Raw genomic sequence first — 22,221 nt, 5'->3', positions numbered from 1 at the left:
TTGCACTTTTAGGATCACAGTTCATTATCTAATAATCATTACCCAGCCTTTGAAGACCTGCACCCCATCGTTAGGTGTGTTTAATTCAAGGCGATAGTAATAGGTACCTTCGCTTAGTCCCGTCGCATTCCAGCTGTTCTGATAGTCCTTGTTCTGGTATACAACACCACCCCAACGGTTGAATATGGTTAATGCACTTCCCGGGTTCTTTTCAATTCCCCTTACATAGAAGAAGTCATTCTTACCATCTCCGTTTGGCGTCACAACATTGGAGATCACCATACCTGCAGCCTTACCAGTGGTCTTGATACTTGTTACAGTACCCTTGTCACAACCTGGTTCCTGCGGATCGCAATGGAATGTTGCCTTAGAGGTAGAGTCGGAGTTACCACCGATCTGCAATCTCGCCGTATTATCTATGCTCTTTATTCCGTCCGGAAGCGGATCAACTTTTACTTTAAAGTGAAGCTGTCTTGGAGAAGCACCTGCTGGCAGGTTATTGATCGCCCAGTTAACAGTGTTTGCACCTCTCAGGAACAGACCACCATCTGCAATTGATACGAAAGTTGTCTGTTGAGGAATGTTGTCACTTACCTGAAGTGTTTGAATATCGGTGTTACCTGTGTTACGTATATATATGGTATAAGACAGTGTTTCGCCTGATGATACAGTACCTTCACCACTCTCGTTTATAACGATCATCCAGCCTTCGAAAGAAACAACACTAACAATTGGAATAGAGGAAGATGGTTTGCCTGCGCCATTCGGATCTGGCAGGTTAGGATTTGATGCCATGGAAGGTAATGTTGCAACAGCCCCTTTACCATTCCCGTTATTTACATAAGCTGTATTTTCTATGGCCTTGATACCTGTCAGCGCTGCACCTAACCTTGCACGGAAGGAAACTACGGCTGACTGTCCCGCATCTATTAGCGGAATGGTCCATGACAGTAAGTTATTTGCATCCGGAACAACCTGTTCAGTGGCGTCCACAAAGGTGGTACCGATAGGCAGGTAGTCCGTTACAAGCACACTGGTCAGCGCCACATCGCCTGTGTTCTGAACATGTATTGTATATGTGATCACGTCACCTGACTGGATATTACCGTTTGGACCGGTACCATTGTAAAGAGCACTCAGCCAGGAGATAGAGTTCATTCCATTGTCAACAGAAGCCCTGGTAGATGGCCATCCTTTGTCGATCCCCATTGCCGAGTTGATATTATTATCAACTGCAGGAGCCCATGTGTGTTGTAATCCGGCACCATCTCCTATATCAACGTATCCTGTGTTATTAATATAATCAACACCGGTTAATGGTCCTTTGACAGTAACTGTTGCTGAAACGGAGATCTTTTGACCCGGAGCCAGGGTCAGGCCTGTCCATGACAATACGTTATTATTCAGGGTGCCTCCAGGAGAAGCTCCATAGAATTCTGTGTGCAGCGGTAGTGTGTCCACTACACGAACGTTAGATAATGCCTCATCACCGGTATTCTCAATGGAGATCCTATATTCTATATTATCCCCTTCTTTCACTGCATTCCCTACGCCAGAACCGTTATAGGAATAAGCCACCCATATATTAGCAGACTTAGTATAAGGCTTACCATTAACAGCAACTTTTTTTCCGGCTGCTGTGTTATTTGCCATTGCTGGCAACCAGGTCATACCTACCATAATAAGTAGTATGAGGAGACTACGATCAGATATCTTTCTGATGTTGGTGAGGATCATGCCAACTCGCTGCTGCATAGATTTTTGCAGATTTAAGCGAGTGGTATTATAATTTGTGCGCATAGGCTTAGGATTACTGCAGATAGTAAATTTGAATGCTATTGTACCAATGTTGTTAGAAACGCCTCGAAGCAACTCTCCCCTTATTATTATATATATATATCCGGGCAAGCCGGGGGTGATGGTCGGGCATGTGAAATACCGCTACCAGAGCGGACCACAATTCATATAAGGCAGCTTTCTTCATTGGTTTAGGATTATGATTTATAAATATCCGACAGTCAAGGATATAGTAAATTCGAATATAAAAATATCTATATTTATTGATAAAACAATATCTTTTTAAAAATTAATGAGCATTAACCCCTCCTACTTCTGAATTATAAATCAAAACATTACAAATGATATTGAGGCACATACTATCCATTTTAGTATGTAAAAATGGCCATTTTCCGGGATGCATCACATGTTATTTAATAAACATATGACCCCTTGCAGCAGCTTACTGATAAAGGCTTCGGGGCATTCAAATATATATTTTGCTGCATACAATAAATGTATAGGAGGTGAGCGTTATAGCTACCTTTATCGCCTCTACGAAAAGTGGGCTTATCCACATTTCAGACCAGTTTTTTGACCTGAAATGTGGATAACTTTTCTTTACCTGCTTGTACGCATATTTTCAAATCGGCTTTTTCATTAATATTATTTTCACCCATTCAGATACCATTCATTCCCCGGACCCATTTCTGTTATAATAATTCCATATTCAAACAAATCGCTATATTTACTAATATTAATGGAGTCGCTCATAGCGGTTTACCAGCCCCGGCGGAAATAAGCAGTAAGTATATGTGCACCTTTTTTTGAGTACTAGCGCTTATTTTATATATGACGAAGATCATTAGTTGAAATCGCACCCGTTATTCTATTCATATTTACGCCACTGGAAAGACCATTCCCATATCTTCTACCTGAAAAGCCATGTATAAAACAGCTGATGGAGGCTGCACGCACGACGGAAAATCTATGCCAACTCGTGTGTCTGCATCTACCGCTAACTACTTAATATTAACCAATTTAAAATGCACACGACCATTCCATTCTGTTATTATGAGAGTTATTCGGGCCTGCGGAGGCCTGAACCATTAAGCATGCCTGATAAGTATCCGCCTTATGTATGGGTATTCTAATCGGTTACATTCATACCTGTATATCAACCTGCAAACACTTTTCTGATGAATACTGCAGTCTATAAAATTTTACTTGTAGATGAGGATCAGGTATTTGTAAGACAGACCCGGCAGTTATTGATTACCCAATCTTATGATATTCATACAGCCTCCTCAGAAGAAGAAGGAATCATCATCTGTCAGCAACAGCAACCCGACCTTATCATTTGTGGTGCACACCTGCGCGGAACAGGCGGACATCATTTTATCATGGCACTAAGGAATGACCCTGGTTTTGATCATATCCCGTTGATCTTTATCAGTGTAAAAGATAACAAACAGGAAATGCGCATGGCAATGAACCTCGGAGCAGACGACTACCTGGCAAGGCCGTTTAGAAAACGCGACCTTCTGCTCAGCATCCGTTCCCGGCTAGGCCGCTTTGCGAAGTTCAATCATGTGCATACTCCTGACGAAACCAGAAGTGTATCTCTTGCTAACTCATCCACCGCTCAACAGGCACTGTATCACAGACTTGGTAAAGCCGAAAACCGCATCATAAAAATGATCGCTGAAGGCAAAAGCACCAAGCAAATGGCTGATGAACTGAACGTGAGCATCCGTACTATTGAAAATCACCGGTACAGAATCGCAGGCAAACTGGGTATTGCAGGGCGTAATGCGCTGACCGAGTTTGTAATCCGGAATATCATTCAGCAACAGAAGCAGTAGCACAGAAAATCAGGAATTAGGAACTGGAACCCGGAATTCAATGCAGTAGCCAGCCGCAGGCTTCTTACTGTAAACGGATTGACTAAACTATTAGTAATGTCAGTTTGTATTTTGTATATTCTCGCTCCCATTTCTTAATTCCTGATTTTTAATCCTAATGCCCTGTTACGCATGGTCAGATCTACCTTTCTTACAACAGCTTTTCTCCTGCACATATGCTGCGTGACCGCACAGCAGTTTACCATGGAAGCAGTTACCAGTTATCCTTTCCCGTCAGAACTCACAAGCGCTGCCAGTGGCTCCGGCATTGCCTGGGCGCTGAATGAACAGGGTAAACGAAATGTATATGTTGCAGCCGGCCCGGACTTTACTCCCCGGAAACTTACGGCCTATAATGCTGACGACGGACAAGAGATCAGCAGTGTCCTGATATCCCCCGACGGCAAATGGGTTATATATATCCGTGGTGGTGATCATGGCGGGAAAGATGCAAGCAATCCCGTTAATCCGGAGCATCTGCCCATACCTCCTAAAACAGAGATCTGGTCTGTTCCTTTCGCCGGTGGTACTGCTAAAGTATTGTCTGACGGCGACTACCCGGTCATCTCTCCCCGGGGCGACAGTGTTGCATTCATCAAAAGCGGCCAGATATGGATAGCTCCGTTGGATGGCGCTACACCAGCCAGAAATGTGATCACCGCCAAAGGTTCCTGCAACAGTATTGTGTGGGCGCCCGATGGTGCCGGACTAGCCTTTGTGAATAACCGTGGCGATCATTCCTACATTGGCGTATACCGTAATGCCGCTACTCCTCTTCAATGGATAGCTCCGGCCTTTTCCAAAGACTATTCCCCCCGCTGGTCGCCCGATGGGAAAAAGATCGCCTTCATCCGTACTCCCGGTACAGGTGGTGCAACCGACTCCCTGCTGGCCCGAAGGCATCAGCCCTGGGCTATCTGGACCGCCGATGTGGCCAGTGGTGAAGGCAAACTGTTATGGAAATCGCCGGCCACTCTGCCTGGCTCCATCCCCACTACCGACGGCGGCACTAATCTTCGCTGGCCAGTGGCAGACAGGATCGTGTTCCTCTCCTATCATGACGGATGGCCGCATATCTATTCCATTGCTGCTGGTGGTGGTACTCCCCTGTTATTAACACCCGGCGCTTTTATGGCAGAACATATCGACATTTCATCAGATGCAAAATGGGTCGTGTTCAGTGCCAATACAGGCGCCACACCAACAGATATTGACCGCAGACATCTCGTACGTGTACCGGTTGACAAAGCTGCGATGGAAATACTTACTTCGGGGGATGGTATAGAAGCTTATCCAGTAGTTACAGGTGATGGACAAACCATTGCAGCACTTACGGCTACAGCGCAACAGCCTTTATTGCCAGCTGTGATGCCTTTTAAAAAAGGAACTCTTAACGTGATCGGCAAATCGTTATTACCGGCTGCATTTCCAAGCCAACAGCTGGTTACACCTAAAGCAGTCACATTTAAGGCAGCCGACGGAACATTAGTGCATGGCCAGTTGTTCGAGCCGAAAGACAAGGCTGAAAAACATCCTGCCGTAGTATACATTCATGGCGGACCACAACGCCAGATGCTGCTAGGCTGGCATTACATGGATTACTATTCCAATAACTATGCGGTCAATCAGTACCTGGTTAACCAGGGATTTGTAGTGCTTTCTGTGAATTACCGCCTGGGTATTGGCTATGGATATGAATTCCATAAACCTCCGCATGCCGGTGTCGTGGGGGCGGCAGAGTACCAGGATATTAAGGCGGCCGGTCAGTGGCTGGCAACACAACCACAGGTCAATGCCAGGAAAATAGGTGTTTATGGCGGCTCCTATGGCGGCTTTCTGACAGCACATGCGTTAGGAAGGGACTCAAAACTATTCGCCGCAGGCGTAGATATACATGGCGTACATACCAGCGCACAATTCTTACCTCCCGTACTTCTTGTTCTGGCGCCCGATTTCGATACAGCTAAAAAAGTAGCATGGCTGTCCTCGCCGGTAGCCTACGTAGATACCTGGACATCTCCCGTACTACTCATCCATGCCGATGACGACCGTAATGTGGATTTCGGCCAGACCATAGACCTGTTCCGCAGACTGGAAAGCAAAGACGCTTCATTTGAGTACCTCGCCATTCCTGACGATACCCATCACTGGATGAAATATAGTAATGCCCTTACCGTAGATAAAGCGACAGCGGTATTCCTGATAAAACATCTGAAGGAATAAATCTATTGCTTTCCAACTTTACCCAGGTGGGTGTCTTTAAAGCCGGTTTCATACTTTAACCCGTAACCGAAAATCCTGTCCATCACAGAATGGGCAAACATGATTATGCCGGTAAATACGATCCAGTCCTGATGAAAATACAAACCGGCCACATAAACGATCAATGCGATCCCTTTGTGGTGCACCAGGTTGTAAAGGAATGCCCCGGCACGATTACCGGCCAGGTAACCGATCATGGAAAGATCAGGTAACAGGATACACGCGGGAAAGAGCCACCAGGCATAAGGCGACTGAAAATAAAACGCAAGGATGGCCACCAGGAAAAGCGCCAGCTCTTCGAGTAAAAGAACGGTTTTCATATATACTGGCAGATTTAGCTACCTGCCATAAAGATAAATAGTTATATGATTCTGCTATATCGTATCTCTAAGGTATGTATAACCATACTAAAATAGCATTAAAAGGTCATTTAAAGGTCACTTCAATATCCTTTCGATATATAGATGCCCTTTTAATGACCTTTTGGTAACCTTATAATAAGCTTATATCAAGCCGATTTACAAGGTCGGCATCATGCGAGTAGCGATACCGATCCTGTTCAGAGAGTTGATCGCTGTAGCTGCGATCATTACCTGGGCCGTCAGTTGTTGCCCCAATACTTCTATGGCTTCATCATATGTTGCATCGCTTACACGGTTGCTGATGAGGGTTATTTCTTCCGTCAGGGCCAGAATAGCTCTTTCTTCACGTGAGAAAAAAGGGGTATCCCTCCAGGCATTCAGGGCGTAAATGCGCTGTTCCGTTTCACCCAGTTTGCGGGCCTCCTTTGTATGCTTGTCAATACAAAAGGCGCAGCCGTTCATCTGGGATGCCCTGATCTTGATCAATTCCTTGTGAAGGGGCTCAATTTTGGTAGTACTCAGGTAGCTGTCCATTGCTATCATAGGCTTATAGCCTTCTGGTTCTACTTCTCTCATAATAAAACGTTTCCGCATGTCGTCTCTTTTGTGTTGAGCAAAGTTGCAATAGACAGCTTTCTGAAAAATTGAACCAGTTTAAGAAATGGATGAAATTTTCTTAATATGTTTCCGCAAATACGGATGCTGTAAGCAGGGCAATCCTTCTCCTGAAGGACTGCCTCGTTTTATGTAACCCATTATTCTTTTACCGGAACGAGATATGGCGTTCCTACCGGTCCTGTGAAATAGACCAGCAGTTTCGCTTCTTTGGTTTTGCTCAGATTTCTGGCACTGGTGTGTAAACCGTTCGGTTCTTCCCAGAACATTTCACCCTGCTTGTAAACACGGGTTTCGCCTTCGAATGTGGATTCTATCGATCCTTCCAGAACGTATCCGATAGTAGCCACCGGATGCCTGTGTGCTGTGTGTGTTTCGCCGGGAGCGAATTTCACCAATACCACCTCTACCTGCTCCCCCTTCACTGTGGCAGGAAGCGTCTTTTTGAACAGTGTTTCAGGTGGATACTTCACTGCAAACTGGTCATGAGATGTTGCGTGTTGCGCTTTTGTACTGAATGTGAATGCAGTGATCATTACTGCGAGACTGAATACGAACTTTTTCATAATACTTTGTTTTTTGTTTTTAAGTTTAAAATTTACCGGCCTGTATGGCCATAGACAATACTCACCTCTTCCCCTGCACATCAGCGGCGAAAACAAGTCATTTTAGATCCTGAGGAATGAAAGAGGAGGGCGTGTACAGAAAAGGGGACTAAGCGAAAGTAAAGAACATCAATTAGCAGCGGGCATTAAGCCGGTGGCGATACCGATCCTGTTCCAGGAGTTGATAGCTACAGCTGCCAGCATTACCTGGGCAGTGAGTTGTTCTCCCAATACTTCTATTGCTTCACTGTATGTAGCATCGCTGACATGGTAGCTGATAAGGGTCACTTCTTCTGTCAGGGCCAGAATAGCTCTTTCTTCACGTGAGAAGAAAGGGGTATCCCTCCAGGCATTCAGCGCATAGATACGCTGTTCCGTTTCTCCCATTTTACGGGCGTCTTTTGTATGCAGATCTATACAGTAAGCACAACCATTGATCTGGGATGCTCTTATTTTGATTAATTCCTTGTGTAGCGGCGCGATCATTGTTACACTAAGATACTTTTCCATTGCAAGCAAGGTTTTGTAACCTTCAGGTTCTGCCTGCGCCATATTAAAACGTTTCTGTGTTTGCATCATTTGTGTTTTTGCTGACACAAAATTGCGACACCTCCGGCTGCCAAAACTTAATCAAGTTCAAGAAATGGCGGATCAGATTTTCTTACTTCTGATCTTACTCAGGAATTCGGGCGTAAAGCCCAGGTAGGAAGCCAGCATGTATTGGGGGATACGCTGTATGAACTCGGGGAACAGGTTGCTGAAATGATAATACCGCTCCTCCCCCGTAAACTCATAGATATATTTGATGCGTTGCATGGATGCCGCATAGGCACGTTGCAGGATTAGCCGGAAATAACGTTCTAAGCCCGGTATTTTGCTAAAAAGCTCTTCTCTGACCCTCTTGTCCAACACGGCGATTTCGGAGTTTTCTACAGCCTGTATGTAGTATTCTGAAGGGGTCCTTCTTTCCAGGCTGTCATAGTCGGTGATCCACCAGTTATCAATACCGAAATGGATGATCTGTTCCAGGCCTTTTTCGTTGATATAATACTGGCGGAAACACCCTTTTAAAATGAAGTAGTTTGCATTACAGACCGCGTCCTGCCGAAGCAGATAGTCTTTCTTTTTCACCTCCTGGTATGGTATACAGGATAGTATTGTTTCCCTGTCTTCGTCAGTCAGTTCTATGAATTTGCCGATATGCGCTATAAGCCTTTGCATACGCAATATTACGGCAAAAAAAGAGGCTCCGGATGGGAGCCTCACTGATTTAATATTTTGCTGCCTGACCTTTTGCAGGGATGGATTCCATAATGAACTTCCGGAGGTTCTCATTCGCGGCCGCCAGATCATCCTTTCTCAGGTACATCATATGTCCGCTGCGATAGCCTTCCCACTTCAACCGGCCTTTCAGTTTGCCGCCCGGGTCCATCTGCCACATGCTGTATTTGGCATTGAAGTAATCGCAGGCGCCGTCATAATACCCTGACTGTACCAGCAGATGCAGGAAGGGATTCTGGGCAATTGCCTGCCGCAGGTTCTCCCCTGTCTGGTCATCTTTCCTGTCCCAGGGATGCACATCTCCAAACATGTTATACTTCAGGTCTGTTTTATAGTTCAGTTCATCTCTCAGGTAGATGTGGATAGCCGGCGTGAATGCCTGTAACCATGCTGTCAGCTCTGCGTTATAGTCAGGTCTGTCGCCCGCAATCTGGCGATCGATACCTCTGTAACGGGAATCCAGCCTTCCTACGGTATACCCCTGGTCACGGAGCAATTCTTTCCAGAACAGGTTGAAAGATACATCCAGGTTATTTTCCTGTACAACCAGCTCTTTCAGTCCGCTGTAACGGGCAATCTTGCTGCCGATACTCTTACGTTGAGCTTCATCCAGCGCTCCGCCTCTTGACAAGGCAGGAACCAGCTCGTTAATGGTGAAGTTCTCTACTTCCGGCAGTACCTCGTTCAGGTCTTTCTGTTGCAGGTCGGCAGGCAAGCGTTTGTGATACCAGGCCGTAGCCGCGAAATAAGGCAGCTTCAGCGCTGCATCCAGGGGACCGTCGCGCTTTATGCCCAGTTCTGTGGGAGAAACCAGGATAACACCGTTCAGGTACATCCACTGAGCATCCTGCAGTTCCAGGGCCAGACCTGATACGCGGGTAGTTCCGTAACTTTCCCCGATCAGGAATTTAGGAGACGCCCAGCGCCCTTTGCGGGTTACGAAAGTGTTGATCCATTCCGCCAGGTATTTGATATCGGCGTTCACACCGTAGAATTTACTGCCGGGAATGTCTTTGCTCACCGGACGGGAATAACCTGTATTTACCGGATCTATGTACACGATGTCAGCTACGTCCAGGATGGAATGCGGGTTATCCCTCATACCATAAGGCTGTACTGGATAGCCCTCGTCGTCTATATTCAGCATCCGCGGACCGGTATAACCGATTTCCATCCATACGGAGGGTGTACCTGGACCTCCGTTGAAGGAAACTACCAGCGGCCGGCCGGATTTATCTTTTACGTCATCCCGTTCGTAGTATGTATAGAACACACCGGCGATAGGTTTGCCTTCTTCATCCCATACGGGTATGCTGCCTGCTGTAGCAGTATAAGGCACGCGCTGTCCTTTGATGGTCACTTCGTGTTTTGTTACTACGGAAGAGTCAACATTCAGTACTCTGGAAGGCGAGGGTTTCATCTGTGCCTGTGCAGACGTTACAGCCACCTGTGTAATGACTGCTCCCGTAAGCATCAGGGGCAATAAGATTTTGTTGATCATAGATTGATTGATAAAGTGGTTTGAGGGATAAAGATAATAGAAGCAATCATCTATGTCACTGATTTTGGGATGAAAGGAAGGATTTTATGTCAGTCCGTTACCCATACAGACACCGAGCCTGCCGCGCATAAGAAATCCCCCCAACCTTCTTCATCTATCACAATTTCTTCTTCCCGCTTACCGGTGATATCCTTAAAACGTTTTCCTGCGTAACGCTTTCCAATTTCCATATGTTTATTCCCTTCTTCTCCGTTGGAGATCACAACCGCACAACCTGTGTGTTCCTCATCACCTTCACGTGTCCAGCCGATACAGTTAGGATGATCGAAATAGTCCCGCTGTTGACCATAGGCATGGTTATCCCTGGCGGAGATCAGTAATTCAAGTCCTTCGACAGGTACCAGTTCAATTTCAGTGTCTGCTCCTTCTTTGTTCTTGTCAGTATACTTGGCTCCGTAGAGATCAGGATAAAAGATGCAGGGATAACCATGTTCCCTTAAGAGGATCAGTGAATAGGCGATCGGCTTGAACCAGTAATCGACCGGCGCTTCCAGTGCCTGCAATGGCTGTGTATCATGATTGCCCACTACCGTCACCGCCAGGAAAGGTTTTTCTGCAACCAGTGAACCGTCAAAAATGGTCGTAAGATCATAATCCTTTCCTGCGAGGGAGGCATCATAGAAGTTGTGATGCAGGGATGCATCAAAGAGGGACATTTTACCGTTGGTCGCCTCTATGTATTTCAGCAACAGGTCCAGCTGACCAGGCGCCCAGTATTCCCCTACTGCAAAAAGTTCCCTGCCTGTATATTCCCTCATCTGGTCCAGCCATTCATTGAAGAAATCGGGCGTGATATGTTTCACGGCATCAAGGCGGAAACCGTCATACCTTACAGCGTTGTAATACCATTCTCCCCAACGCCGGAACTCTTCACGTACTGCAGGGTTACGAAATTCAATATCAGCGCCCATGAGATAGTCATAATTCCCTTTCTCAGTGTCTATGACGTCTTCCCAACCTTCTCCATATTCGTTCTGTATAGTGAAGATGCCTTCGTCCTTACCATCTTTGATATGATCGATGCCGGTAAAGCACTGATGGTCCCAAATGAAACTTGAATGAGCTCCTTTGCGGCCGGGAAAAGTGAACTTTGTGTAAGCTTTTACCCTAATAGGATCAGAAATAAATTCATTTCTGTCCTCGTCATTTACTTTCCGGACAGTTATCTTTTCTACTTCGTCGCCACCCATCAGATGATTGGCCACTACGTCCACATATGCCTGCATACCCGCATCATGAATGGCTTTGATCGCATCTATGTATTCCTGACGGGTGCCATAGCGCGTACGCACTGTTCCCTTCTGATCAAACTCACCCAGATCGTACAGGTCGTATACGTCATAGCCATGACTGTGGATACCATCAGCACCTTTATAGGCCGGCGGTAACCAGATGGCGTTAATACCCATGGCAGCCAGTTTCGGAGCTTCATTCTTAATTGTATTCCATAAACTTCCATCATCCGGCGTATACCAGTGGAAGTATTGCATCATTGTACCGTTTTTCATTTGTTGTCATTAAATGGAGGAAAGATGTGAATGGCGGTACAAACCACATGCCACCACAGTTACATGATGGTCACATCTTTTTTGCGGGAAGCGGGTGTCACATTCAGTTGCTCTATTTTCCCATTGCGGACCGTTCCTTCTATAACGGTGTTATAGGGCGCGTGGAGTTTAAACACGGCGTTCCAGTCTGCCGGCCAGGCGGGCAGCAGATAGATCTTTTCTCCGTCCACCTGCATGAGCATTTCCTGCAGGCCTATCATGGCAGAGCCGCCCCAGTTATGATCGGGTGTCCAGTCAAAGCCTGGTCCCCAGAAGGCAGGGAACCGGTGAGGCCCATTGGCGAATTTCGCCTTTGTGAGTTCGGCCGCCTCTTTTGTCAGCCCCAGGCGGGCGGCAAAAATGTTGTATTGCCGCCATCCGATATGGCTACGGAATTTAATAGCATGTGGATCATATTCCCAGGTGTTGCGGGCAATATCAAGGTTAGGTTTCCCCACACCGTAGATGCCCCACGGGAATACGGGGTACAACTGTGGCGTCTCCGAGTTCTGCACTCTCTCCCACGCAAGCGCCGGTGCTATTGTTGTATGTCCATCAAATGCCGTCAGTGCGATAGGCGGCACCCGTTTCTGCATTTGCAGCATCCTGGCCATGCGGACAGTATCTCCCTTCACCTCCGGCAACTCCAGCATTCTTTGCAGGATGACCTGTAAAGCAGCTATGACAGTTGTGGAGTTGTATGTCATCTTAAAGGTTTCTGCTGCTGATGTGGGGAACAGGATATAGTGCCCCTTTTCATTCAGTTCCCTGACACCTCTTTTCTTTGCCAGTTGCCGGTAATGTTCGTCATAGAACGTCAGGCAGCTTTCTATGAAGTCAATATGTTCCGCGTTACCGATACCTGTATAACGATTGGCGTCGAGCATCATCAGGCAGAATTCAAACACGGTTTCCCACTGGTATTCCAGCCAGGCGTTATGCTCCATTCCGGGATCAGTACCGGGAGGCCGCGTTGGGTCATATTCGGTTATATTGGGCAGACCGAAATTCTCTATCTGTTCCGTAAAACATGCTCCTGCATGGTCCCAGTATGTCTGGCTTCTGAGCTCAGCATTCTTCTTTATCCGCAGATAAAAATCAAACTGTCCTTTCATCATATCCACATCGCCACTTTTCAGAAATGGGTAATACACGAGCCGTTGGTTCTGTGCGGTCATTGTTCCACCACCCCATAAGCGGAAGTCGGGCGAGAACTTTAACTGCTCGTTCACATAACGTGGATCGAATGTAAAAAGACCTCCATTGAATTTAGTAGGCCATCTGCCGAAGGCATTACATCCCAGCATATACCGGAACAACTGGTAATTACGCCCGACGTCCACTGCGGCAGTGTCTTTACTGTCTATACAGATATAACTTCTGTTCCAGAACTGCTGCCACCAGGCTTCCGTTTTACGTTGTGCAGCGCTACGGTCTTTATCAGCAGTGAGCATTACCTGTTGTAATGCCTTCCGCCATTCACTGATCTCCGCAGTTTGCGCTACCTCCAGTCCTATGGCCAGGTGTTGTGTGCGCACGGCTTTTTTACTTTGCAAAGACCATCCCCGATAGGCTGCATCTGCATAAGTGCCGGAGTCTACACCGACAGCTAACATCTGGTCGCCATGCATCATTCCACCGAAGGTATTGTTCTTCAGCGGATCATATAGCTGATCTTTCACAGCTCTCATACCTTCATTGTCTACTGTATAGTTAAAAACGTCTTGTACATCGGCGCGGTTGCGGTGATAGAAGACGACGTCATTCCCCTGGAACGATATTTCATCCCTGTAGGTTGTAACGGGAAATGATTGCAGTCGTTTATAGGAGTTGGTACGGCATTCGCGGTTGTCAGTAACAAGATGGTCAGCATACCTCCATGACTCATATGTAGCCGTCACTTTCACAGGCTGATCGTGCTTTACGTTCACGTGTACCACCGGGTTGAACACGTCTACCCATATATCGATATCTGTGTGTTCATCACGGATGTGCACACTCCCCTTCTCCAGTTTTAACTCCTGTTTAAATATTTTGTTACCGACAGGACCGGAAGATAACCTCAACCGTACCCGTCCCAATTTCAGCATGGCATTGTTCTCATCGAAAGTGCCGCTTCTCGATAAATAGAATAAAACATCTCCGTTCTCCACCCAGACATTCAAACCGATATCGCCTCCGCCACAAGGCATGGCATCACCGGCATTGCGGCCCGGTGTATTCCAGGACACATCATAACGGGAAACGGGCGTATGCTGCGCAGCTGCGTATTGATTCCACAGCATCGCGATCATACTCAGACAAAAAATAAACCGGAGGATATCAGCACCTTTCTTCATACATGGAATGGGAAGTCTATATCAGTAAAAATAAGATGTAATATTGACAATTAATAGATTGTCACGAAAGAGAAATAAAATCGTCTTTTGAGAACGTATTTCTTTTTATCATAAGAAATCCCTTAGATTTGTATTACCTTATTGAAAGAACAGCACCAACTATTCGGCTAATCCTACAATTATTCTACAGCGTTCCTGCCAACACGCGGATAACCATTAATTATAATCAGGTAAATCTTTATTGATCCTATTCATTTACAGGCATTATCACATATTTTTTAACATTTATTATGACAAGTAGTATTGAACAACTTGCCGGTAAGAAAGTATTATTTGCTACTATCTCAGCTGACGACTATATAAACCCTCTGACCGGCCTGGCAAAACATCTTCAGGATTCAGGATGCGACGTACGATGGTATGCGTCAAAACGCTATACCAAAAAGTTCCATCAATTGTACATCTATCATTACACACCTATAAAATACAAGGATGTGAACAGTGGAAATATAAATGAGATACATCCGGAAAGGGCCCGTATTACAGGCAGGATCGCGAAGCTGAACTTTGACATGCTCAACATCTTTGCAAAACCTGCTGCCAAGCACTTTGAGGATATCCGTTACATCTACGAAGCTTTCCCCTTTGATGTACTGATAGTTGACACGCTATTCACTGCTGCACCTATCGTACGTCAGGTACTGGGTGTGCCGGTGATCGCTATAGGCGTTGTTCCGCTGACTGCATCTTCAAGAGACCTGCCTCCATATGGTTTAGGTATGACGCCTTCCCGCAATCCGCTGGGACGTCTGAAACAATCTGTTTTACGCTTCATGACAGATAAGATCTTTTTCAAGGAAACATTCAATGCATACGAGCAGGTATTCAGAAGATATGGCATTACAAACAATGGTATCAACATGCTGGACAGTGTTGTCAGAAATTCTGATATTGTGCTGCAGTTAGGTTCACCAGGCCTGGAATACCGGCGCAGCGACATCGGCGGGAATATTCGGTATGTCGGACCTATGCGACCATACGCTGTCGCCAGAAAAGGGCTTCCATGGTCGGACGAGCGGCTGCATCAGTACAAAGACATCGTAATAGCAACGCAGGGCACAACCGAAAAGGACCAGAACAAGATCATCATACCTGCGCTGGAAGCATTCCGTAACACCGACGTGCTTATTATTGTTACAACCCGTGGATTGAAGACAGAGGAATTGCGTGCCAGATATCCTTACCGCAATGTTATTATTGAAGACTTCATTCCTTTTGACGACGTGATGCCTTACGCAAAAGCTTTTATCACCAATGCCTCTTACAGCGGTGTGCTGTTAAGCCTACAACACAAACTTCCGGTTATTGCAGCAGGTACAAATGAATGTGAGAACGAGCTTTGCGCAAGGATAGGGTATCTGAAATATGGCATTAACCTGCATACGGATACTCCCAGTCCCGAGCAGATCATAGAAGCGTTTGAAGATGTGCTGGATACACCTTCATTCAAAACGAACATATGCAGGCTGAAAGAAGAGTTCAACCAATATGAGCCTATCCTGTTAAGTGCCGGATATGTTGCAGAATTGCTAAAAATGAGGGCTTCCTAAAGCATTTGCCAAGAATTGTTATATATTTCTGTCTCGTTTCCAATAACGAGACATTTTTTTTATATACAGGGACATCAACATACTCGTAAACTGTAACTGCATGCACAAAGTATTCATTACGGCTACCGGAAAATTCCTGCCCAATACCTCCATCCCCAATGACAAAATGGAAGATTACCTGGGCAAGATCAACGGCATGCCATCCCGTACCAAAGATATTTTTCTGAGAAAGAACGGTATCCAATCCCGTTACTATGCACTTGACACACAACAACACACCACACATCAGGCATATGAAATGGCGTCTAATGCCATAGACGATTGTCTTGAAGGAACAGGAACGGATAAACAGGACGTAGACTTTCTCAGTACTGCCACCACACAGAGTGATCTGCCCGTGCCCGGTTTTGCCAGTATGGTACAGGCGGAAAGTGGTATCGGCACCTGTACGCTGGCATCTCATCAAAGTGTATGTGCAGCCAGCATCATGGCCATTCAGAATGCATATATGCATGTACAGGCCGGACAGGCCGATCGTGCGGTATGTTGTGCTGCTGAACTACCCAGCAGGATGTTCAAGGCCTCCCGTTTTGCCCGGCAGTCTATTGTCACCTCAGACGGAACCCTTCCGGCAGACATAGACTTCCTTCGCTGGATGCTGAGCGATGGCGCGGGAGCCATGTTATTACAACCTGCTCCTTCCCGCACAAATATATCTCTGGAAATAGAATGGATTGACCTGCGCTCTTATGCTAATCAGTATGAGCTATGTATGTACACAGGGACCAACAAACAGGCTGATGGCAGCATCCGGAAAACATGGCTCGATTACGACAGTATGAGCGATGCGGACCATGATGGTGCTGTGAACCTCAAACAGGACATGCAGCTGGTAGATAATATCGTGAAACTGGGTATCCAGCGTTTCTTTGAGCTGGTAGATGAAAAGAAGATCACACCCGATGCTATTGACTGGCTGGCCTGCCATTATTCTTCACATCACTTTAAAAAGCAGATCACTGACCTGCTGGAAAAGGGTGGTGTGAACATTGCTGGGGAGAAATGGTTTACTAACCTGTATAGCGTGGGGAACATTGGCGCTGCTTCCATCTTCGTAATACTGGACGAATTATTACGTAGCGGAAAATTACAGCACGGACAACAGATCCTTTGCATGGTGCCTGAAAGCGGACGGTTCATCACCGGATACATGATGCTGAAGGTGGTGGTTCCCGGTACTCCCGGTATTATCAAAGAAGATATTGCTACCATTAAGGCGCCGGAGATCAGGATACAGCAAAAGCCGGTACAGGAATGGCTGGTACGGCAGCTTACAGGCGTGTGGTTCGATTTCGAGCGCTCATTGCAACAGGTACCTATTGTAAAGAAGATATTCAATGGTCAGCTGACAATGGAAGAATACAGGCGTTTATTGCTTAACCTCCGGCAGCAGGTGATAGACGGTTCCCAATGGATAGCCCGCGCGGCGTCCAACGTCAGCATGACCTATTTTCATGTACGCTCCTCTTTTATCAGGCACTCTTCTGATGAGCACCGCGATTATCAGATCCTGGAAAAGAACTACATTAACTGCGGAGGAAACGAAAAAGATCTTTATACTGGCGAAAAGAATATTGGCAGTGAGGCACTCAGCGCTTATATGTTCCAGCGTGCCAGTCAGCCGGACCCGTTTGATCTGTTAGGCGGCATGTTTATCATTGAAGGACTTGGCAACCGTGTGTCGGGCAAGTGGGGGCGCGCCATTCAGCAACAGCTGCAACTGAATGCCGACCAGGTGTCCTTCTTCATTTACCATGAAAGCAGCGACAGCAATGATAATCACTTTGAACGATTTGAAAATGCCATACAATCAGACCTGCTTACAGCAGAAATGGCACAGAAAATTGTAAAGACCGCGAAGGTGGTGGCAAGGCTATACAGGATGCAATTGGAAGAACTGGATAATTTCTAAACACCTTTTATGTTACATACTAAAGAGTACTATCAACAGATGCCGCATGACTCACGCAATCCCAGTCACTGGCATGCACTGTTCCTGGATAAAAGCATTCCCTTTAACCCGGATGCAAAGGCAGCGTTCCTGTATGACTCTTCTACCAAGAGCAGGCAGTTCCTGTATCCTGTCATTAAAGCATTTGCGCGCATCAGTATCGTGCTAATGCAGATCTTCAAGATCTTCATCCCGAACCTGATCAATGCACCCAAAATGCTGCATAAGAGCCTTTTCTGGGGCATGAAGTATTTTATAACCCCTGAGGCCAACTTTCTGATCTTACGCCATTTTTACCTGGGCTCTGAGGTATTGCGGTTCATTAAGGACAATGTAAAGGGAGCTGAGAGCATTCCTATGAATCCGCTAAAGCCGGTTAAAGTTGCAGACGTCAGGGATAATCTCTTCCTGGAACATGATCTGAACCTCTATAACTTTATCATTAATCTGAACAAGGCTATTGAAGAAAAAGGCGTACGCGTAAGTAAACAGGAACAGCCTGATTTCAGTGCTATTTCCACTGGTCCTCTCCCATTTGAAAACTTCCGTCATAAGTGGACGAACTTTATTGACCTGGGCACTGCAATAGAAATTTTCACACCGGTGTACCAGTTCTTCCTGACGGATGCAGACTTCTGGCGGGCCACCAATTCACTGCAGCTTGATGAGGTGATAGGCATTTATGCAGCAACGATCATGGATTGTCCGGAAAAGCTGACAGCACTGAACAACAAACATCCCATGATACCTTTACCAATGGCTGGTGCTGCCTTCCGGTTATTGCTACACGGGTTCTCTACAGAAGTATTACATGCTTTGCTGGTACAGGCAAAACTGGAACAACAGCGGAGTGCCGCTGTTGCATAAACTAATAGATATCGAAAAGCTTTTGCTGGGGCGGTTGTTTTTTATTCATGCCCGGCGACAAACTATTTTCCAGCTGCAATATTTTTGACAGGGGCGGTTTACTGGTGAAAATGCCTGTAGGCTGCCCTTTTCTGATCCCCCTTACGAAACAATAGATCACACCGCCGAACTGTTTCTCATAGTTGAAGGCATGCAACCTGCTTTCCAGGTATTTCTTGGCTGCTAAAGTATAGATGAGATATTGCAGATGATAGTTATTCTCATTCATGGCCACAGATAATGCAGCCGGTGTATAATCTTCCGGTGAGTCTCCGAGATAATTAGACTTCCAGTCCAGGATGTAATACTTGCCTTCATGCTCGAAGAAAAGGTCCATCTTGCCGTTCATGATGCCTTCCAGTTCATTACTGCCATGTTCATGGAAGCGGCGTACTATTATGCTCGTTCTATCGTCAGAAAGACCATTCAGCATATCAGGAAAGAATGCTGATACGGGAAAGTCAAACTCAAATTCCGGAATACGTTTATGCCAGATGACGGCTGATAAAGGAAAGGTTTGCTCGCCTACCGTAATGTCGGTGTGCAACACGTGCTCCAGCAGTTGCCGCAGCATAGGGCCATATATTTCCTGCTGGCCCGGTACAAAGCGGCGGACAGTTTCGGTTATCCATTTTTCCCAACGGCTATCTTCAGAAAAGTTGATGTTTTCAAACAGGAAGTGCAACAGGTTACCTGTCTTTGCACCACGTTTTAATGTATGAAAGATGAAAGTCTCATAGGGATCTTCCTGTTGTGAAGGGCGTGTTTTAAGGCTATGCTCTGCTTTTGCGGCCAGCATGGTATAACTCATCTTCCGCCAGTTCTGTTCCTTCAATACAAACCTCACAGGGGCTTCCGTTCCGGTGTTCATCACTGTACCGGCATGCCGTGTCAGATCCTGTCCAGGCGCTTCCGGAAGGTCCTGCTCGAACTTAATGATATGCGGCGATGGGGCGGCCGCTATTAATGCCTGCAGGAATGCCAACAAGGTAGAATTGGCATAGTACTTAGCGTTATTGCGGAAAACAAAACACTTGTATACCCCACGGGTGATGGCTACATACAATAAACGCCGGTTCTCCTGCTCCGCCTGGCGGGCATAGGAGGCGCGCTGTTCATCCGTCATACGTTTCTTCTCAACACCTACGTAATCGCCTGTATCAGGATCACGGAAACTGAAGAACTCAATGCTCTTATTCTCCGCAAAATCCAGGAAGGGCGCCATTACGATCTTATATTCCAGCCCTTTGCTTTTATGAATGGTCACAATGTTCACAGCCTCTTCATCACTTTCTACACGCTGCTCGTATTCGTCACCTTCGGTAGCCATTCCATCTATACCTCTTTTCAACCATGACACCAATTCTGTCATGGATAAATTCTTACGGCTCTGGATCTGATGCACGAGTTCTGTCAGCTGAAAGAGATTAGAGATAACCCTTTCCCCGCTTTCTGTATGCGCATGTAATAACACATTGCGCACATTGAAGTCTGTTATGAAATCCATCATGGCAGTATAGATGCCATCCTGCTGCCAGCGGTTCTTATAATTCCCGAAAAAGGACAGTGTTACTTCGTCATCGAGTAACAATACATCTTCCAGTTTAAGATTTGTAAAAGGCGATAGCAATGCACGGTTAATAGAAGAGCGGTTCGGCTCCAGCATTGCTTCCAACAAGTACAACAGATAGGTAGCTTCTTCTGATTGTAAGACCCTGGCATCATCTACAGTTACAGCAGGTACTCCTAACTTCGCCAGTTGCGCTTTCACTTCCCTGCCCTGCCGGCCGGTACGCACCAGGATACCTACGTCCGATGGTCTGACGGGCCGCCTGCTTTCTTCATTTCCAATTGTGTATACTCCATCTTTTAACAACAATGCCACCTGTGCTGCCACCGCTTCAACCAGCTCATTACTGTTGGATGCATTGAAAACCGTGATAGGTACATCTGGCTCCTCTCCTTTAAACAAAAGCCCTTTGGTATTCCGTTCCGGGCTATCTACTTTTATATAGTTGATCGCATTCCCTTCACCGCTGAAGTAGAATGTGTCGAAATCTTCCGTCGGCAGGAAAAAAGTGTTCATGGCTGCAATGAACGGCTCAGAAGAGCGGAAGTTATGGTTCATTCCATACACATGCTGCACACTTGCCCTCGCCTTGAAATACGTGAAGATATCTGCCTTACGCCAGGCGTAGATACTTTGCTTGGGATCACCGATATAAAACAGGATGGTACCTGTACCGAATGCTTTTTCGAAGATCTCGTACTGCATCCTGTCGGTATCCTGGAACTCATCCACGAACACTGCTTTGTACTTTTCCTGCAAGACTTCTATGAGCCTGGGGTTATTTTTCTCCACCAGTGAATTGTGCAGGTTCGTGATCATATCGTCATAACTCAGCAGGTTATTACGCTTCTTATAACCCTTTACTCCTGCCGCAATTTCTTCGATAGCAAAACAGTACAAACGGCTGATCACCTGTTGTACGATACCTTTGCGTTCTTCATCCAATACACCTGCTTTATCGAGGCGTTCCAACAAGTCGGGAAATAATTTGGTGATATAACCGGCAGAGCTGCGTTTTTCTTTGACCGTTTTAATGAACTGTTCCGGATCGTCTACATATGATAACAGCGCTTTCTTTGCATACCTGTCACCTTCACATAATGTTCTAAACTTCTCTGTATTGTTTTTTATGAAGCTGTGCAGTTCTTTTTCGGCAGCCTCCTTCTTCTCGTCTACCGCATCCAGTTGCTGCAGCCATTCTTCCTGTTCTTTAGGTTTGATGGCATAACGTTTACCTCGTTCATAAGCGAAATAACGTTTACCGCTCATATGCTCGTTAAGCGCTGTGCTGATGCCAGCCATCATCTCAGGCTCCCAGATCTTTTCCAGCAAACGGATATGTAAGGTTGTGACATACTTACGCCAGAACTTTTGTACTTCCTCCTCGATCAGCGTTCGTGTATCCTGGATCATTTCTGCGCCAAACAGCTGATCTGTTTCAAATGCGAATTCGTTCAACGTCTTCTGGCAGAAGCTGTGAATGGTCAGCACTGCTGTTTCATCCAGGAATAATATCGCATCTTTCAACTGCTGTTGTACCTGTTCAAGACCATTACGTTCAACCGCCTCTTCCACCAGCCGGAAAATGTTAGGGTCCGTTGTTTCCATTCCCTGGGCAACCCTATTTGCATTCCGGACAAACAGGCGGATACGTTCTTCCAGTTCTGCTACCGCTGCTTTTGTAAAGGTCACCATCAGGATCTCTTTGATGGAAAGGGCATTTTCCAGTACCAGTCTCAATACAAGAATGGCAATGGAATATGTCTTACCTGTACCGGCACTGGCCTCTATCAGGTTACTGTCCTGAAGTGGTACTGTGCCTGCATCAAATTCCTGGTAGTTGATATGTTCAGTCATTCTGTTTGTTGCCTG

General features: G+C 46.2%; 15 protein-coding genes. 5 read left to right on the top strand and 10 right to left on the bottom strand.

Translation table 11 applies throughout. From position 1 onward, the window contains the following. Positions 1-24: 24 nt before the first annotated feature. Entirely contained in the window at positions 25-1,755 is a 1,731-nt protein-coding gene (locus tag C7475_RS20230; protein ID WP_158286561.1) for a gliding motility-associated C-terminal domain-containing protein, read from the bottom strand. A gap of 1,220 nt (positions 1,756-2,975) precedes the next feature. Here C7475_RS20230 and C7475_RS20225 point away from each other — a divergent pair. Both C7475_RS20225 and C7475_RS20220 read left to right on the top strand, forming a co-directional pair. After that, positions 2,976-3,641, top strand: a complete 666-nt coding sequence (locus C7475_RS20225) for a response regulator transcription factor (RefSeq protein WP_106602516.1) — start codon at positions 2,976-2,978, stop codon at positions 3,639-3,641. A gap of 171 nt (positions 3,642-3,812) precedes the next feature. Beyond that, positions 3,813-5,903 (top strand): prolyl oligopeptidase family serine peptidase, encoded by a 2,091-nt coding sequence (locus C7475_RS20220; protein WP_110055208.1) that lies wholly within the window; start codon positions 3,813-3,815, stop codon positions 5,901-5,903. 2 nt (positions 5,904-5,905) lie between these two features. On the opposite strand, the gene C7475_RS20215 is transcribed toward C7475_RS20220, so the two are convergent. The 8 genes from C7475_RS20215 to C7475_RS20180 form a co-directional block, all read right to left on the bottom strand. Then, complete coding sequence (locus C7475_RS20215) at positions 5,906-6,262, bottom strand: DUF4260 domain-containing protein (protein WP_110055207.1); 357 nt, start codon at positions 6,260-6,262, stop codon at positions 5,906-5,908. A 198-nt stretch (positions 6,263-6,460) separates the two neighbouring features. After that, the gene (locus tag C7475_RS20210; RefSeq protein WP_110055206.1) at positions 6,461-6,898 is read right to left on the bottom strand and encodes a carboxymuconolactone decarboxylase family protein; all 438 of its coding nucleotides are present in this window, start codon (positions 6,896-6,898) and stop codon (positions 6,461-6,463) included. A gap of 161 nt (positions 6,899-7,059) precedes the next feature. Further along, the gene (locus C7475_RS20205) at positions 7,060-7,485 is read right to left on the bottom strand and encodes a cupin domain-containing protein (protein ID WP_158286560.1); all 426 of its coding nucleotides are present in this window, start codon (positions 7,483-7,485) and stop codon (positions 7,060-7,062) included. 168 nt (positions 7,486-7,653) lie between these two features. Continuing rightward, positions 7,654-8,100 (bottom strand): carboxymuconolactone decarboxylase family protein, encoded by a 447-nt coding sequence (locus tag C7475_RS20200; RefSeq protein ID WP_110055413.1) that lies wholly within the window; start codon positions 8,098-8,100, stop codon positions 7,654-7,656. 75 nt (positions 8,101-8,175) lie between these two features. Continuing rightward, positions 8,176-8,745, bottom strand: coding sequence for a Crp/Fnr family transcriptional regulator (locus tag C7475_RS20195; RefSeq protein WP_110055204.1), 570 nt, complete (start codon positions 8,743-8,745; stop codon positions 8,176-8,178). Between the two features lie 49 nt (positions 8,746-8,794). After that, positions 8,795-10,306: a S10 family peptidase gene (locus tag C7475_RS20190; protein ID WP_110055203.1), complete on the bottom strand. Its 1,512-nt coding sequence runs from the start codon at positions 10,304-10,306 to the stop codon at positions 8,795-8,797. An 89-nt stretch (positions 10,307-10,395) separates the two neighbouring features. After that, positions 10,396-11,874: an alpha-amylase gene (locus C7475_RS20185; protein ID WP_233259906.1), complete on the bottom strand. Its 1,479-nt coding sequence runs from the start codon at positions 11,872-11,874 to the stop codon at positions 10,396-10,398. 59 nt (positions 11,875-11,933) lie between these two features. Beyond that, on the bottom strand, positions 11,934-14,252 hold the full coding sequence (locus tag C7475_RS20180) for a DUF5703 domain-containing protein (protein ID WP_110055202.1): 2,319 nt from the start codon (positions 14,250-14,252) through the stop codon (positions 11,934-11,936). A gap of 290 nt (positions 14,253-14,542) precedes the next feature. Here C7475_RS20180 and C7475_RS20175 point away from each other — a divergent pair, with 290 nt between their 5' ends. The 3 genes from C7475_RS20175 (at position 14,543) to C7475_RS20165 (ending at position 18,740) form a co-directional block, all read left to right on the top strand. Continuing rightward, positions 14,543-15,862, top strand: coding sequence for a glycosyltransferase (locus C7475_RS20175; protein ID WP_110055201.1), 1,320 nt, complete (start codon positions 14,543-14,545; stop codon positions 15,860-15,862). A 100-nt stretch (positions 15,863-15,962) separates the two neighbouring features. After that, positions 15,963-17,834, top strand: coding sequence for a beta-ketoacyl-ACP synthase III (locus C7475_RS20170; protein ID WP_110055200.1), 1,872 nt, complete (start codon positions 15,963-15,965; stop codon positions 17,832-17,834). 9 nt (positions 17,835-17,843) lie between these two features. Further along, positions 17,844-18,740, top strand: a complete 897-nt coding sequence (locus C7475_RS20165) for a hypothetical protein (protein ID WP_110055199.1) — start codon at positions 17,844-17,846, stop codon at positions 18,738-18,740. Position 18,741: 1 nt separating this feature from the next. Here C7475_RS20165 and recB read toward each other — a convergent pair whose 3' ends face one another. Further along, entirely contained in the window at positions 18,742-22,206 is a 3,465-nt protein-coding gene (recB, locus tag C7475_RS20160) for an exodeoxyribonuclease V subunit beta (protein ID WP_110055198.1), read from the bottom strand. Positions 22,207-22,221: the final 15 nt, after the last annotated feature.

Origin of the sequence: Chitinophaga sp. S165 (assembly GCF_003182155.1) — a bacterium.
In the GTDB taxonomy this organism is placed as follows: Bacteria; Bacteroidota; Bacteroidia; order Chitinophagales; family Chitinophagaceae; genus Chitinophaga.
Note: the sequence above shows the minus strand (reverse complement) of the source record. Positions and strands in the feature narration are given on the sequence as shown.